We start from the raw sequence: 15,354 nt of genomic DNA on the forward strand, positions 1-15,354 counted from the left end.
CCGTCGCCGAGGCGGAGGTCGAGCCCGAGGCTGAGGCTGCGCCTGAGCTTGCTGTTGAGGAGCCGGCTGCCGAGGTTGAGGTCGAGGCCGAGGTTGAGGCCGAGCCCGTTGTGGAGGCCGCTGTTGAGGTGGCGGCTGACGTTGTTGCGGAGGAGCCCGCTGCTGAGGTGACGGCCGAGGTTGAGGCCGAGCCCGTTGTGGAGCCCGTCGCCGAGGCGGAGGTCGAGCCCGAGGCTGAGGCTGCGCCTGAGCTTGCTGTTGAGGAGCCGGCTGCCGAGGTTGAGGTCGAGGCCGAGGTTGCTGATGAGCCGGTTGCCGAGGTGGCGGCCGAGGCTGTGGCCGAGCCGGTTGCGGAGGTTGAGTCGGAGATCGAGGCTGCGGCCGAGGTTGAGGTCGAGGCCGTCGTGGAGCCCGCTGCTGAGGTGGCGGCCGAGGCTGTGGCCGAGCTGGTTGCGGAGTGTGAGCCGGAGGTCGAGGCTGCGGCCGAGGTTGAGGTCGAGGCCATCGTGGAGCCCGCTGCTGAGGTGACGGCCGAGGTTGAGGCCGAGCCGGTTGCGGAGTCCGTCGTTGAGGCGGAGGTTGAGCCCGCGGTTGAGGCTGCGCCTGAGGTCGCTGTCGAGGAGCCGGTCGCCGAGGTCGAGGTCGCGGTTGTCGCGGAGCCTGAGGCTGAGCCGGTTGTGGAGGTGGAGCCCGTTGCCGAGGCGGCTGCGGAGGTTGAGGCGGAGCCGGTCGTCGAGCAGCCTGTCGTTGAGGCTGAGCCCGTCGTTGAGCCGGTGGCCGAGGTTGAGGTCGAGCCGGTCGCCGAGGTGGTTGTCGAAGCTGCGGCCGAGGCCGTCGTGGAGCCGGTCGTCGAGGCGGGTTCCGACTCGCGGCCGGTCAAGCCGGAGTTGACGCCGGGCAAGCCGATCACCGGTTACTCGGCCGAGGAACTGGTCGCGCTGGTGGCGTGGTTCGACGCGGACGGGACCGAGCGCAGCGACGACGAGCTGCTGCGGGCGGCGATGAAGGAGCTCGGGTTCGCCCGGCTCGGGCCGCGGATCAAGGAAGCGCTGGGGGCGGCCGTGGCCTCTGTCCGGGGCTGACGTACTGCCAATAACCCTTCCCGTGCCCGTCGTTGTGCGATTCCGCGCAGCGGCGGGCGCGGTCGTTCCGGGGGGGCCCAGGGGTGCGGGCGCAGCCGTCAGCGATGGTGGCCGGCGAGGGCTGTGATGCGGGCGGCGAGTGGGGTGAGGGTTCGGTCCTGGCGGGTCGCTGCTGCGGTGAGGCGGTGGAGGTCGGTGTGCGGGTTGCCGATGTTGGGGGAGGGTGATCAGACCGTGTGCGGTGGCGGGGTGGCGGCGGGCCAGGGCCTCGACGGCGGCGACGGCGTTGGCGAGGGCACTGGTTGGGCGGGACCACTCGGTGTCGTTCGCGCGGGCCGACGGGTGCTCGGCGTCGTAGTCGGGGTCGTCGGCGACGGACGCGGCGCGCACGTCCAAGTCCAGCCGCCAGAACAGCGGGAAGCCGGCGAAGCGGACGAAGAGCAGGCGGCGGCGGTCCGCTTGCGGGAAGTCCGGGTCGCTGCGCACCTGTTCGACGGGGCGGACCCGGGCGAGGGCGGCCGTCCTCGTGGCGAGGCAGGACGGGAAGGCGGCGTCCGGCACCACCCAGCGCACGTCGGTGTCGCTGAACCTGTCGGCGGTGCCGGCCGCCAGTGAGCCGAGCAGGTGGGTGGAGGAGCCGTGGCAGCACTGTTCCAGGGCGGTCGGGACGGCGGCGGCCAGGGCGTCACACGCGTCATGCGCCGATGTCCTCCTGCCAGAGGTCCGGTCGGGCCGCGACGAAGTCCGTCATCATGCGTACGCAGCGTGGGTCGTCCAGCAGGGTGATTCCGGTGCCGTGCTCGGCAAGCCAGCTGTGACCGCCGGTGAACGTCACCGACTCGCCGATCACCACGTGCCCGATCCCGAACTGCCGCACCAGGCCCGAGCAGTACCAGCACGGCGAGAGCGTGGTGACCATCACCGTGTCCCCGTACCCGCGCAGGCGGCCGGCGGCGCGGAACGCGGCCGTTTCGGCGTGCATCGACGGATCGCCGTCCTGAACCCGGCGGTTGTGCCCCCGCCCGAGCAGCTCCCCGTCCACGCCGAACAGTGCGGCGCCGATCGGGATCCCGCCCTCGGCCAGCCCGAGTTGTGCCTCCGCCACCGCAACCGCGAGCCACTCCTGTGCCTGCTCCACCGCGATCTGACCGCCCACCGGCCACCTCCTCTCGTCCGCGTCGGGTCTACCCCCTCCCGGCCGCGCCCACCGCGAGCCGGCCGTTCTTCGCTCGATCGAGTGTTCGGAGAGGTGGGGAGGTGACGGGATTCCGTTGATGTGTCAGGTGGTTGGGGCTCACCGGGTCCATGGCCCCCACCACTTCGGCGGCAGCGGGTCCGCCGGCGCCGAGGTCGGCTGGTCGGGATGCAGCCCGAGCCGCCGAAGCGCGTCCGCGCGGAAGCGGACGGCGAGCGTGCCGTGCCAGTGCCCGTCCGCGCGGACGCCGCACATCAGGTCGATCCTGTACTCGTCGTCCGTGAACGGGTACCAGTCGATACCTCGGTCCCGCAGTCAAACCAGGATCAGCCGGCCCGGCCGCGGGCAGCCGGGAAGGTTCTCGTAGGAGAAGAGCGTCACCCATTCGAAAGCCTGATCGTCCATGCCGCCATCATGCTGCGCCGGGCGGCCCGGCCGCTCGCCATATTCCTGCCGGCGAAAAATTCGGCTGGATCCCTGAAAGCGGCAGCCGGTGACCGGAGTTGGCCAGGCTCGCCCGGGGCTCCCCGCCGGCACCAGAAACCTGTCCGGGGCGCGCTCTACGGTGCCGCCCGTGACCGATGCCTCCCGCCGTACCGCCGCAGACGACGACGCACTCCTGGATCGGCTGCGAGCCCTCGCGCGGGGCGGACGTGCCTTCGGCGGCCTCCCGGACCGACCGGACCGACCGGACCGACCGGACCGACCGTTCGCACCGCTCACGGCGGCCGAGGTCGAGCACGTCGAGCGGCAACTCGGATACCGGCTACCGCCCTTGCTCCGCCGCATGTACACCGAGATCGGTGACGGCGGCTTCGGCCCGGAAGGCGGCCTTGCCCCGCTCACCCCACGCCAGTACGGATCGAAGTGGTACTGCGCAATCCCATCTCCCGAGCGAGGGCCCGAGTACCGTCCGCCGAGGTCATGGCTCTTCCTGACGGGCGGCGGTTGCAGCATGCAGTGGCATGTCTCGCTGATCGCGGTCGACCATCCCGTCCTGCTCTGGGACGCCGACGGCTGGGAACCCGGCTGGGGCGAGAACCCCCACGACGGCCTGCGCTACGCGGCGCCGTCGCTGCGCCAGTGGCTGTGGACCTGGGCGGACGGCGGACGGCGAGGTGTGTGGCACGAGGTGCACGCGCTCCACGAGGTGCACGCGCTCCACGAGGCCGTGTCTCCTCATTGAAGCCTCTGGCCCTGCCCAAGGTTCTCTGACTAAAGTCAGAGAATGGACAAGGCGCAGATCGACCAGGTGCGGCAGTTCAACCGCACTGTCACCGAACGTGTGGGCGTGCTCCACGACCACTACCTGGGCCGCGACCGGCCCATCGGCGAAGCCCGGCTGCTCTGGGAGATCGGCGAGGAGGGCCAGGACGTGCGGCAACTGCGCGAGCGCCTCGCGCTCGACTCCGGGTACGTCAGCCGGCTGCTGCGCTCCCTGGAGGCCGACGGCCTGGTGACGGTGGAGCCGCAGCCCCGGGACAGGCGGGTGCGCGCCGTCCGGCTCACCGATGCGGGCCGCGCCGAGCGTGCGGTGCTCGACGGCCGCAGCGACGAGCTGGCCGGCTCTCTCCTGGAGCCGCTCAACACGGCCCAGCGCGCCCGGCTGACGGCCGCCATGGCCGAGGTCGAACGGTTGCTGACCGCTGCGACGGTCACGCTGGACGCGGTCGACCCGGACCACCCCGACGCCCAGCACTGCCTGCGGTCCTACTTCGCCGAGATCCAGGCACGCTTCGAGAACGGCTTCGACCCCGCGCGGAGCCTGCTGCCCGACGCGGGCGAACTCCGGCCACCGCGCGGCCTGTTCCTGGTCGCCCGGCTGCACGGAGAGCCCGTCGGCTGCGCCGGCCTGAAGCTGCCCCCCGGTGCCCCGGCCGAGATCAAACGCATGTGGGTCGCACCCGGCAGCCGGGGCCTCGGTCTCGGCCGCCGGTTCCTGACCGAGCTGGAGACCCGAGCCGCCCAGCAAGGCTTCGAGGTACTCCGCCTGGACACCAACAAGGCGCTCACCGCGGCGATCGGTCTCTACCATTCCAGCGGCTTCCAGGAGGTCGCCGCCTTCAACGACGAGCCGTATGCCCACCACTGGTTCGAGAAGCGGATCAGCACGCCGGCGTCGGGATGAGGGTCCGGTCGGTCGAGACGGACCACTGCACCGTCATGCTGCGGCAGCAACGGCCCAATCCGGGCCCACGTAGCGTCGGTTACCTCTCCTCGACCCACCAAAAGATCAATCACGGGAGACGGTCTAGTGATGCAACTGTGCTTGCTGGGACGGGAGTTGGGCTCGATCGCGGTCCAGGGTCGCGGCGGTAGCAGGCTGTTCGGGAGGCGGCAAGGGAGTGGTCGCTGGCGGGATCCCGCCAGGGTGGCGAACGGGGTGATAGTGGGACATGCCCGGCGGGTGGGGGCCGTGCCCCGGGGTGGTGGCGGGAGGTGGCCAATATGTGGAGGGAATCTGTCGGTTTGCCCTACGCATTGTCATGCTTTTGCCCAACTCCCGGCCGGCGGCCGTCTTTTACCCACCCTGATGGGCCGCCGAGGACCGCGCGGGAGCAGCACGACAGCCGCCCGTACCGCCCCACGGTGCCAAGCCCGGCGCCCCGGTGCGTGGCGCGACCGCGCACCGGCGGTTTCGTGAAAGGGACCCCGCACGTGAAGCGAAAGCCGACAGTCGGAGCCGTACTCTCCGCCACCGCCCTGCTGGCGGGCGTCATTCAGGTCGCGGCCGTTCCCGCGCAGGCGGGGGTGCCGTCGGTGGGGCAGCAGCGTGATGCGCTGTTCTCGCTGGCCCAGGCCGAGGCCGGCCCGCTCGCCAGGGCGCTCGCTCTGGGCGGCCAGGAAGGTTTGATCGTCAAGGATGCGGTGGCGGACGCCAATGGCGACCGTCACTTGCGCTACCACCGGACCTTCGCGGGCCTGCCCGTGGTCGGTGGCGACCTGATCGTGCACCAGCGGGCCAACGGTTCGATCAGCTCCGTCGACCGGGACTTCGCCGGGCAGTTGGCGCTGCCGAGCCTCTCCCCGAAGCTCTCCGCGGACCAGGCCGCCGCGGGGGCGACCGAAGCCGTCCGGGCCACGCTCGGGGCGGCTGCCGGGGCGCCCGCGCAGGTCGGTGCCACCGGGGAGGCGCAGTTGGTGGTCTGGGCCGTCGGGGACACCCAGCGTCTGGCCTACCGGACCGTGGTGGAGGGCGTGCGCGCCGATGGCACCCCCAGCCGCCAGTGGCTGATCACGGACGCGGCCACCGGTGCGGTGCTCGCGAGCGACGACGACATCCGCACCGTGACTGCGACGGGCACCGGCACCGGCGTCCACGTCGGGGCCGTCACCCTGACCACGCAGGGCGCCGGGACCTACCAGCTGAAGGACGCCACCCGGGGCAATCTGTCCACCAAGGACATGGGCGTGGCCGGCAACCCGGTGTTCACCAGCGCCACCAACGTCTGGGGCAACGGCCTCCCGTCCAACCGCCAGTCGGCCGCCGTGGACGCCCAGTACGGCGCCGCCACGACCTGGGACTTCTACAAGAACACCTTCGGCCGCGTCGGCGTCCGCGGCGACGGTACCGGCACCTACAACCGCGTCCACTACGGCAACAACTTCGTCAACGCGTTCTGGGACGACCTCTGCTTCTGCATGACCTACGGCGACGGCCCCTCCAACACCCACCCGCTGACCGAGCTGGACGTGACCGGCCACGAGATGACCCACGGTTTCACCTCGGCCACCGCCGGACTGGGGAGCACCGGCGAGCCCGGCGGCCTCAACGAGGCCACCTCGGACATCCTCGGCACCATGGTCGAGTGGTACGCCAACCTGCCGGCCGATCCGCCGGACTACTTCCTCGGGGAGAAACTCGACCTCTACGGCACCGGCCTCCCGGTGGGCTACCTGGACAGGCCTTCCAAGAACGGCTCCGCCAAGGACTACTGGTACCAGGGCATCGACGGCATAGACCCGCACTACTCCTCGGGTCCCGCCGAACACTTCTTCTACCTGCTGGCCGAAGGAAGCGGCCCGAAGGTGATCAACGGCGTGAGCTACAACAGCCCGACGGGCGACGGCTCGACGCTCACCGGCATCGGCCGGGACAAGGCCGCCGCGATCTGGTACCGGGCGGTGTTGATCTACCTCATGCCCAACAGCACCTACAAATCCGCCCGTGCCGCGACGCTCAACGCGGCGCTCGACCTGTACAGCTACGTGGAGCGCGACGCGGTGGCCGCGGCCTGGAAGGCGGTCAACGTCAACTAACACCACCGACGGTGCGTGACGAGGCTTCAGCGTCCGGGCTGGGGCCTCGTCGCCCGCCCGGGCCCGGTGCCGGTCAGCGGAGGACTGCGGCCAGCAGGTCGGTGCCGAGGGCGGTGGTGGCGGGGAGGTTGAGGGCGTGGCGGACGTAGCGGCCCTGGCGGTGGGCGGTGAGGAGGCCGGCGCGGCGGAGGGTGGCGAGGTGGCGGGAGACCTCGGGCGGGGTGAGGTCCCAGGCGCGGGCGAGTTCGGTGGTGGTGTGCGGGGCGCGGGCCAGGGTGCGGACCAGGCGGAGGCGGACGGGGTGGGCGAGGGCGTCGAGGCGGAGCTGGACGGTGTCCAGCGGGACGGTGACGGCGCGTTCGCCGCCGGCCGCCGGGTACTGGACGACGGGCTGCCAGCCGGGGGCGTGGACGGTGACCAGGTGCGGGTGGCCGAAGGCGCTGGGCAGGAAGGTGACGCCCGCGGGGCCGGCGGTGGTGGTGTTGTCCTGGAGCTTGTCGAGGACGAGGGAGTCGCCGTCGGGGGTGAGGGCGATCGCGGCGGACACCTCGGCGAGTGCGGCGGACAGGCCCTGGCGGCGGCCCAGTTCGGACTTGGCCTGGACGTCCTGCCCGAGTCGGGTGGCGAGGGCCGGCCACTCGGCGTCGAAGAAGGCGTCCGCGCACTGCTCAAGGGTGTCCCGGACCCGGTCCCGGAGGGCCCGGGGGTCGGCGAGCAGGCGGGAGGCGAACGCCTCCTGGAGCGGGCCGCGGGCCTGTGCGAGGTCGAGTGCGACGGTCCGGGCGGCGCGGTCGTGCAGGGGTGAACCGCCGCCGAAGGTGAGGCGGTTGGAGCCGCAGGTGGTGACCAGCGCGGCCCGGACGTACCGGTCGTCGTCGATCCGGTCGATCTCGTCGAGTTCGGCGGCGAGCGTCGCCCGGGGCCGGGCGGGCAGCAGGAAGTCGGCGCGGGAGGAATGCCACAGGAACTCGGCCTCGTGCAGCCGGTCCGCGAGTTCCGGACGCAGGCCCGCCCACACTCCGGCCGCCCACCCCGCGTACTGCGGGTGGTGCTCGGGCGCGGCCAGCACGTGCAGCATCGCGGTGAGTTCGGCGAGCGGCGAGACGGCGAACCGGATCCGCTCGGACGGCGTCCCGGTGAGGTCGATGCGCAGGGTCACCCGCCCATCCTTGCCGCGCGCCCGGCAGCACCTCCGCGCGGGGGTCACGTGCTACGAGCGGCCCGGGCCGTCCAGGAGGACCGGCAGGGTGCGGTGGCCGTTGGAGATCAGGGAGTCGACGGGCTCCAGGTGGACACCGGGGGTGAGTGCCAGGCGCGGGAAGCGTTCGAAGAGCGCGTGCAGGGCGGTGCGCGCCTCCAGGCGGGCGAGAGGGGCGCCGAGGCAGAAGTGCGGGCCGTGGCCGAAGGCGAGGTGGTCCTTGACGGCGCGGGTGACGTCGAAGAGGGCGCCGGTGTCGCCGTGGCGGGTGGGGTGGCGGCCGGCGGCGGCGTAGGAGGCGAGGATGGCCTCGCCGCGGTGGACGGTGACTCCGCCGGGCAGTTCGATGTCCTCCAGGGCGAAGCGCAGCGGCAGGTGGGCGACGGGGGCCTCGCGGCGCAGCGACTCCTCGACCACGTCGTCCCAGCCGGCCTTGCCGGCGCGGACCAGGGCGAGTTGGTCGGGGTGGGTGAGCAGCAGGGCGATGGCGTTGTCGATCAGGTTGACGGTGGTCTCGTAGCCGGCGGAGACCACCAGCAGGACGGTGCCGAGCAGTTCCTCCTCGGTGAGGGCGCTGCCGTCGCCCTCGGTGTCGCGGGCGGCGATCAGCAGGGAGGTCATGTCGTCGCCGGGGTGTTCGCGCTTGGCGGCGATCAGCGACCCGATCAGCGTGAAGAACGCCAGGTTGTTGGCGGCGGACTCCTCGGGGCCGAGGGTGGTGTCGAAGACGCCGTCGACGTGGTGGCGGAAGCCGTCGCGCAGTTCGTCGGGCAGGCCGAGCAGGTGGGCGATGACCAGGATCGGCAGCGGGCGGGCCAGGTGTTCGCGCAGGTCCACCGGCGCCTCGTCGGCGCCGGCGGCGGCGATCGTGTCGAGCAGCGCGGCCGTCATCTCCTCGATGCGGCCGGTCAGCGCGGCGACCTGACGGGCGGTGAAGGCCGCGCTCACCAGGCGGCGCAGGCGGCGGTGGTTCTCGCCGTCGGCCGAGAACATGTTGCGGGCCGTCACCCACAGGGCCAGTGGCCAGCCGGCCGCGACCGGTTCGTAGTCGGGCCAGTGCCGCCGGCCGTCCTTGGCGATCCGCGGGTCCTTGAGCAGGTCCTCCAGCAGGTCGGGGTCGGACACGGCCCACACCTGCACCCCGAGGATGTCGGCCGGTACGGCGGGCCCGCGCGCGATCAGTTCGGCGCTCTCGGCGTCGCGGGCCCGCCCGGTGGGGTCCAGGACGAGCGCCGGGCGGTTGACCGGGCACTCCAGCGGGCGGTTGAGCGAGGGCGGCCGGTTGTCCAACTGGCGCTCCACGAGGGCTCCTTCACACGGTTCGAGGCCGCGCGGGGCGCGCGTGCACGGTCGAGGATGGCCCGCCGCCCGGCACCCGTCGAGAGCGCAGAGCCCTGCGCCCGCGCGCCCCCGGCGCACTCTCGCCCGCCTTCCTCGATTGACGGGGATCGTCAACCCACGTGACCCGCGCGGGCCGGCAGAACACGGTGGGCGGCATGACGACGATCACGATGCCCCGGCCGAAGCAGGCCCGGCCCACGCCCCGCCAACTCGTCCGGGCGAGCGGCGGGGCGCGCTACGCGGTGGCGCTGGCGGTGGACGCCCTCGGTACGGGGCTGCTGCGGCCGTTCCTGCTGCTGTACGGAATCACGGTGCTCGGGCTGAGCCCGGCGGCCACCGGCCTGGCGATGACGGTCGGGATCGTTGCGGGCCTGGCCGCGATGCCGCCGCTCGGGCGCTGGCTGGACCGGGGCGCGCGCAGCACGGCGGTCGCGGCGTCGATGCTGGTGCGGGTGGCGGGCGTCGCCGTGCTGCTGGCCGCGCCCCGGGGGAGCGTGGTGCCGTTCGCGGTGGCGGCGCTCATCCTCGGCGTCGGCAACCAGGCGTGGCCCGCCGCCCACGCGGCGCTGGTCGCCACCGTCGCCGAGGGCGCGCTGCGGGACGCGGCGCTGGCCGCCGGCCGGGCCGTGCGCAACGCTGGCCTCGGGGTGGGCGCGCTGCTGGCGACGGTCTGCCTGAGCGGCGGCGCCCCCGCACTGCGGGCGCTGGCGGCGGTCTCGGGAGCCGGCTTCCTGGCGGCGGCGCTGCTGGCCCGCTCCGTGCGGGTGACGGCCGCCCCCGCCGCCCGGACGGCCGCACCGGGCGCGGTCGGCACCGGGCGAGGGCTGGGCGCCGTCCTGCTGGCGAACGTGGTGTACGTGTTCTGCCTGAACGTGCCCGAGGTCGCCCTGCCGCTCGTCCTGGTGACGGTGCTGCACGCCTCCCCGGCGTGGCCGGCGGCGGTGTTCGTGGCCAACACGGTACTCGTGGTGGCCCTCCAACTGCCGGTCACCACCTGGGCGTTGGCCCGCTGGTCGCGCGGGACGGTGCTGGCGCTGTCCGGCGCCGTGCTGGCCGCGAGCTACCTGGGCTTCCTGCTGGCGGCGCCGCTCGGACCGCTCGCCGTGGCGCTGGTCTCGGTGCCGTGCACGTTCGGCGAGATCCTGTACGCGGGCAGCGCCACCGCACTCGTCACCGCGCTGACCCCGCCGCCGGTGCTGGGCCGCGTGCTGGCCCGGTTCCAGTTCTCCACCGGCCTCGGCCTGGCCGTCTCCCCGGCGGTCATCACCGCCCTCGCCGCCGTCGGACCGCTCGCCCTGTGGGGCACCCTCGCCGCCGCCACCGCGGGCGCGTCGGCGGTCGTCGCAACGACGCAGGATCGGAACCGACCGGGTGCCCAGGCGGTTTGACGGTTCCTTTAAGGTGCGGGGATGCGAGATTTCGGGGCGGGACTGCGATTCCTTTTCAACGGGCAGCGATGGGTGGCGCGGCACGGCCGCTGGTGGGGCTTCGGGATGATCCCGGCGCTGATCACCCTGATCGGATACCTGGCCGCACTGGCCGTGCTGATCACCTACGCGGGCGACCTGGCCGCCTGGGCGACACCCTTCGCCGACCACTGGTCCACGGTGTGGCGCGACACCGTCCGGATCGCCGTCGGCGCGGCCGCGGTCGGCATGGGCGGACTGCTGGCCATGCTCACCTTCACCGCGGTGACGCTGCTGATCGGCGAACCGTTCTACGAGTCGCTGTCGGCGAAGGTCGAGGAGACCGAGGGCGGCGGCCCGCAGAGCCCCGACCTGCCGCTGTGGCGCGAACTGTGGGCGGCCGCCCGCGACAGCCTGGCGATCCTGCTGCGCGCCGCCGGCCTCGGCATCCTGCTCTTCCTGTGCGGGTTCATCCCCGTGGTCGGCCAGACCGTGGTCCCGGTGATCGGGATCTGCGTCTCCGGCTTCTTCCTGACCGTCGAACTCACCGGCACGCCCCTGCAGAAGCGCGGCCTGTCGCAGAAGCAGCGGCTGCGCCTGCTGCGCTCCCGGATGTCGATGGCGGTCGGCTTCGGCGCCGGACTGGTGCTGCTGTTCCTGATCCCGGTGCTGACCGTGCTGGCGATGCCCGGCGCGGTGGCCGGCGCGACGCTGCTGGCGCGCGAGATCGCGCCGCACGAGGAGCCCGAGCCCGTCGAGGAGCCGGACGACGGCCCGGACGGCCACCCGGCGGACCCGTACCCGTCGCAGCCGTACCCGCAGAACCCCTACCAGCAGAATCCGTACCAGCAGGCGCACCCGCAGAATCCGTACCAGCAGGCGCACCCGCAGAACCCGTACCAGCAGCAGCCGTACCCCGCGGACCCGCGGCAGCAGGGCTGATCGAAAATCTCACCGAACGTATTCGGCGATTTGACGTAGCGTCACCGACTGCGCGATAACGTCCCCATGCCCGTATCCGTGGAGGCCGCCCCGCGCGGCATTGACCTCGGCGACCCCGCGTTCTGGCGGCTCCCCGAGAAGTTGCGCGCCGAGGCGTTCGGCCGGCTGCGGGAGCGTCCGGGGCCGGTGGCCTTCACCGACCGGGCGACGGGACGGCGCTGCTGGGCGCTGGTCCGGCACGCGGATGTGATGACCGCCAGCCGGTCGCCGGAGGTGTACCTCTCGGGGCCGGGGGTGACGTCGCCGGAGCCTGCCCGCTGGGTGCGGGCGGTGTTCGGCGACTCGATGGTCAACCTGGACGACCCCCGGCACGCCGACCTGCGCCGGGTGGTCGGCCGGGCGTTCACGCCCCGGCTGCTGGCCGAGGTCGAGCAGGACATCGCGCGGACCGCCGCCCGCCTGGTGGACCGGCTGGAGCGCGAACGCCCCACCGACTTCGTCTCGGCCGTCGCCGGGGAACTCCCGTACCAGGTGATCTGCTCGATGATGGGCATCCCCGAGGCGCAGCGCCGTGCCATCCTGGCCCGGATCAACCGGGCGTCCGCGTCGGCGGGCGTCACCCGGCGGGGCCTGCGGGTGCCCGGCCGGGGGCTGCACGCGCTGGCCGCGATGCACCTGACGGTGGCCGCGCTGGGCCGGGAACGGCGCCGCCGTCCCACCGGCGACCTGATCTCCGCGCTGGTCACCGCCGACGTCGACGGCCGCCGGCTGGGCTCGCGCGAACTGGGCGCGTTCTTCTCGCTGCTGCTGGTCGCCGGCGTCGAAACCACCCGCAACGCGCTCGCCCACGGCCTGCACCTGCTGACCGCCCACCCCGACCAGCGCGAACTGCTGCTCGGCGACCTGGACGCGCACCTGGGCGGCGCCGTGGAGGAGATCGTCCGGCACTCGACGCCGATCGTGCAGTTCCGCCGCACCGTCGCCGTCGACCACAAACTCTCCGGGATCCGGCTCGCGGCCGGCGACAAGGTGGTGCTGTTCTACGGCTCCGCCAACCGCGACGAGGCGGTGTTCGACCGCGCGGACGCCTTCGACATCACCCGCTCGCCCAACCCGCACCTCGGCTTCGGCGGCGGCGGCCCGCACTTCTGCCTGGGCGCCCACCTGGCCCGGCAGGAGATGCGCACCCTGCTGCGCGAACTGCTCACCCGGCTGCCCGGGATCCGCTCCACCGCCGAGCCGGAGCTCGTCCCGTCCTCGTTCGACCACCGGGTCCGGGCCCTGCGCTTCACGTTCTGAGCTGCTGGGCAACGGTACGGCAACGGTACGGGCGGCCGCCTTGCCGGTGGCCGCCCGTGGTGACGTCGTCGCAGGTCAGCCCGGGTGGCTGCCGACCGCGTCGCGGATCTCCGCGCCGAGCACGCTGTTCGTCCGGGCGCAGCTGGCACCGCAGAAGAACCGGCCGGCGACCTCGACGCCCTTGCCGACGATCCGCACCGTGCACTGCTCGCAGCGCGGGGCCAGCTTCTCCATCGCGCACTCGAAACTGTCGAAGACGTAGGTGTCGCCGGTGATCGTTTTGATCTCGAAGGACAGCCAGTAGTCGTTCTGGCACACCACGCAGACAGCCATGTCGGGCTCCTCTCGCCGTACGGGTCCACGGCCGAGTCTTGGGCCGGGCCGGGCGGGCGGCAATCGGCGGCGGTCCGAACGGCTGCCCACCGGCTCCGCGGCGGCTGCTCACCGGCTCCGCGCCGGCTGCTCACCGCGCCGAGCTGTCGGAACACGGTCAGGTCCGATAATGGTCAGCAGGGCCCGGGAACCGCCGAGGAGGCCGAGATGATCATTCGAATCTGGGAGGCCCAGGTCTCCCCACTCCGGGTCGAGGAGTTCTGCGCCCGGCTCGCCTCCACCGTGCTGCCCGGCTTCGACCAGTGGGACGGCTTCCTCGGCGGCGAACTGCTGTGCGCCCTCGTCGACGACGACCACCGCGTCCAGATGATCACCCGCTGGCGCGACGAGGAAGCGCTGCGCGCCTACGCCGGACCGATGTGGCGGATCCGCCCCGTCTGGTCCGAGGACGAACTCCACGAACTGGAGCACCCCCCGACCGTCGCGCACTTCCACTCGCTGCGCCGCCTCGACCTGGCCGTCGGCGAAGGCGCCGCCCCCACCGACTGACCGGTCACCCCCGCTGGACGGGAATGCCCTGGTCGGCCTTCACCTGCTTCATCGTCAGGTGCGAGTGCACCTGCGCGATGCCCGGAAGGCCGGACAACACGTCCGTGACGAAACGCTCGTACGCCGCCAGATCCGCCACCGCGACCCGCAGCAGATAGTCCGGGTCGCCGAACAGCCGGTGCGCCTCCACCACCTCCGGCAGCTCCGCGACCCGACGCTCGAACTCCGCGACCGTGGACCGGTCCTCGTGTCGCATCACCACCGTCACGAACGGCTGGAACCCACGCCCCACCGCCACCGGATCGAGCTGCGCACGGTAGCCGCGGATCACCCCCTGCTGCTCCAACTGACGCACCCGGCGCAGACACGGCGAAGGCGTCAGCCCCACCCGGTCGGCGAGTTCGGCATTGGTGAGCCGGCCATCCTGCTGGAGCTCGTGGAGGATTCTGCGGTCGAGGCGGTCCATGGCGCAACATTCTGCCCCACGAGGGGGCTGACCAGCGAAAACGGGACATCGGCTGCCACCGCCCGACAGATAGCGTCCAGGACGTCCCCCTGCTTGTCCCCTCACGCGAAACCCAAGGTGCCATGGACCCGCATGCCCTGCTGCTCTTCCTCGGCGTGGACCTGCTCCTGGTCTGCACCCCCGGACCGGACTGGCTCTACATCGCCGCCCGCGGCCTCGGCCAGGGCCGCACCGCCGCCCTCACCGCCGTCGCCGGCGTCTGCGCCGGCTACGGCATCCACACCCTGCTCTCCGCAGCAGGCCTGGCCGCCGCGCTGCGTGCTCTCCCCGGACTGCTCCCCGTCCTGCGCCTGGCCGGCGCGGGCTACCTCGCGTTCCTCGCCGTCACCATGCTGCTCACCCTGCGCCGCAGCGGCCGCGCCGAGGCCCTCACCGCCGCCCCGCCCCAACCCACCCGGGTCGTCCTGCGCCAATCCCTGCTGACCGCCCTGCTCAACCCCAAGGGCCTGCTCCTCTACCTCTCCCTCGTCCCCCAGTTCGTCACCCCCGACGGCGCGCTCCCCGTCGGCGCCCAGGTCGCCACCCTCGGCGCCATCAACGTCCTCTGCTGCGCCGCGATCTACACCGCCGTCGCACTCACCACCGCCCGCCTCGCCGCCCGTCTGACCACCACCCCCACCGCCGCCCGGCGCCTGTCCGCGATCTCCGCAGTCCTGCTCCTGGCGGTGGCCGGCGTCACGGCCGCCGCCTGACGGCACGGGCAGCCCTCGGCAGGCGGCGAGGACGAAGCGCGCTCGTGGGCTGTCGTGATCCGGCCCGCCCCGGCGGCCGGAGCCGCCGCGCGCAGCGCCAGGTCGTCGACGGACCGTCAGGGCCGCGCGGCACCGTGGACGGTTCGGCGCCGGCCGTCCCTCCGCCGACGTACAGCGCCCGGCAGCGCCTGCCCTGCGGCTCTCGCGCTTGCGGCGTGTAGTGCTTGCCTTGCGGTTCTCGCGCTCGCCGCGCGCAGCGCCTGCCTTGCGGTTCCCGCGTATCGGCCGCGCGCGGCGCCTGCCTTGCGGTTTTCGGGCTTGCGGCGCGCAGTGCTTGCCTTGCGGTTCTCGGGCTTGCGGCGCGTAGCGCTTGCCCTGCGGTTCCCGCGTATCGGCCGCGCGCAGCGCTTGCCTTGCGGTTCCCGCGTATCGGCCGCGCGCAGCGCTTGCCTTGCGGTTCTCGCGCTTGCCGCGCGCAGCGCCTGCCCTGCGGCTCCCGGGCTTGCCGCGCGCAGCGCCTGCCCTGCGGCT

15 protein-coding genes are annotated in these 15,354 nt (G+C 72.9%); 9 read left to right on the forward strand and 6 right to left on the reverse strand.

The genetic code is table 11. The annotated features are described in order from the left end of the window. Nucleotides 1-1,082 (forward strand): hypothetical protein (locus ACFYST_RS03000; protein WP_387859454.1); only part of this gene is annotated, 1,082 nt, incomplete at its 5' end. Between the two features lie 694 nt (nt 1,083-1,776). Here the strand turns inward: ACFYST_RS03000 and ACFYST_RS03005 are convergent. Both ACFYST_RS03005 and ACFYST_RS03010 read right to left on the reverse strand, forming a co-directional pair. Next, nucleotides 1,777-2,238 carry a nucleoside deaminase gene (locus ACFYST_RS03005; RefSeq protein WP_387859455.1) on the reverse strand — a complete coding sequence of 154 codons (462 nt, stop codon included), beginning with the start codon at nt 2,236-2,238 and terminating at the stop codon, nt 1,777-1,779. Between the two features lie 138 nt (nt 2,239-2,376). Next, a complete protein-coding gene (locus tag ACFYST_RS03010) occupies nt 2,377-2,532 on the reverse strand; it encodes a hypothetical protein (protein WP_387859456.1) in 156 nt (51 codons plus the stop codon). Nucleotides 2,533-2,851: 319 nt separating this feature from the next. On the opposite strand from ACFYST_RS03010, the gene ACFYST_RS03015 reads away from it, so the two are divergent. The 3 genes from ACFYST_RS03015 to ACFYST_RS03025 all read left to right on the forward strand — a co-directional run bounded on the left by ACFYST_RS03015 (nt 2,852) and on the right by ACFYST_RS03025 (nt 6,537). Further along, nucleotides 2,852-3,463 carry an SMI1/KNR4 family protein gene (locus ACFYST_RS03015; RefSeq protein WP_387859458.1) on the forward strand — a complete coding sequence of 204 codons (612 nt, stop codon included), beginning with the start codon at nt 2,852-2,854 and terminating at the stop codon, nt 3,461-3,463. 42 nt (nt 3,464-3,505) lie between these two features. Continuing rightward, nucleotides 3,506-4,405, forward strand: a complete 900-nt coding sequence (locus ACFYST_RS03020; RefSeq protein WP_387859459.1) for a GNAT family N-acetyltransferase — start codon at nt 3,506-3,508, stop codon at nt 4,403-4,405. Between the two features lie 530 nt (nt 4,406-4,935). Further along, entirely contained in the window at nt 4,936-6,537 is a 1,602-nt protein-coding gene (locus tag ACFYST_RS03025) for a M4 family metallopeptidase (protein WP_387859460.1), read from the forward strand. Between the two features lie 73 nt (nt 6,538-6,610). On the opposite strand, the gene ACFYST_RS03030 is transcribed toward ACFYST_RS03025, so the two are convergent. Both ACFYST_RS03030 and ACFYST_RS03035 read right to left on the reverse strand, forming a co-directional pair. Continuing rightward, a complete protein-coding gene (locus tag ACFYST_RS03030; protein ID WP_387859461.1) occupies nt 6,611-7,696 on the reverse strand; it encodes a DUF5937 family protein in 1,086 nt (361 codons plus the stop codon). 51 nt (nt 7,697-7,747) lie between these two features. Next, entirely contained in the window at nt 7,748-8,992 is a 1,245-nt protein-coding gene (locus ACFYST_RS03035; RefSeq protein ID WP_387860079.1) for a cytochrome P450, read from the reverse strand. A gap of 239 nt (nt 8,993-9,231) precedes the next feature. Here ACFYST_RS03035 and ACFYST_RS03040 point away from each other — a divergent pair, with 239 nt between their 5' ends. The 3 genes from ACFYST_RS03040 to ACFYST_RS03050 all read left to right on the forward strand — a co-directional run bounded on the left by ACFYST_RS03040 (nt 9,232) and on the right by ACFYST_RS03050 (nt 12,723). After that, on the forward strand, nt 9,232-10,464 hold the full coding sequence (locus ACFYST_RS03040) for an MFS transporter (RefSeq protein WP_387859463.1): 1,233 nt from the start codon (nt 9,232-9,234) through the stop codon (nt 10,462-10,464). A gap of 21 nt (nt 10,465-10,485) precedes the next feature. Beyond that, nucleotides 10,486-11,424: an EI24 domain-containing protein gene (locus ACFYST_RS03045; RefSeq protein WP_387635151.1), complete on the forward strand. Its 939-nt coding sequence runs from the start codon at nt 10,486-10,488 to the stop codon at nt 11,422-11,424. A gap of 66 nt (nt 11,425-11,490) precedes the next feature. After that, entirely contained in the window at nt 11,491-12,723 is a 1,233-nt protein-coding gene (locus ACFYST_RS03050; RefSeq protein ID WP_387859464.1) for a cytochrome P450, read from the forward strand. A gap of 75 nt (nt 12,724-12,798) precedes the next feature. Here the strand turns inward: ACFYST_RS03050 and ACFYST_RS03055 are convergent, their stop codons facing one another. Further along, nucleotides 12,799-13,056 carry a Prokaryotic metallothionein gene (locus ACFYST_RS03055; protein WP_387635147.1) on the reverse strand — a complete coding sequence of 86 codons (258 nt, stop codon included), beginning with the start codon at nt 13,054-13,056 and terminating at the stop codon, nt 12,799-12,801. Between the two features lie 207 nt (nt 13,057-13,263). On the opposite strand from ACFYST_RS03055, the gene ACFYST_RS03060 reads away from it, so the two are divergent. After that, nucleotides 13,264-13,605 (forward strand): antibiotic biosynthesis monooxygenase family protein, encoded by a 342-nt coding sequence (locus ACFYST_RS03060; protein ID WP_387859466.1) that lies wholly within the window; start codon nt 13,264-13,266, stop codon nt 13,603-13,605. Between the two features lie 4 nt (nt 13,606-13,609). Here ACFYST_RS03060 and ACFYST_RS03065 read toward each other — a convergent pair whose 3' ends face one another. Next, on the reverse strand, nt 13,610-14,071 hold the full coding sequence (locus tag ACFYST_RS03065) for an Lrp/AsnC family transcriptional regulator (RefSeq protein WP_387635142.1): 462 nt from the start codon (nt 14,069-14,071) through the stop codon (nt 13,610-13,612). Nucleotides 14,072-14,193: 122 nt separating this feature from the next. Between ACFYST_RS03065 and ACFYST_RS03070 the strand changes: the two genes are divergently transcribed. Continuing rightward, nucleotides 14,194-14,823 (forward strand): LysE family translocator, encoded by a 630-nt coding sequence (locus ACFYST_RS03070; RefSeq protein WP_387859467.1) that lies wholly within the window; start codon nt 14,194-14,196, stop codon nt 14,821-14,823. The last annotated feature ends 531 nt before the right edge of the window (nt 14,824-15,354 follow it).

This window comes from Kitasatospora sp. NPDC004614 (assembly GCF_042873675.1).
Classification (GTDB): domain Bacteria; phylum Actinomycetota; class Actinomycetes; order Streptomycetales; family Streptomycetaceae; genus Kitasatospora.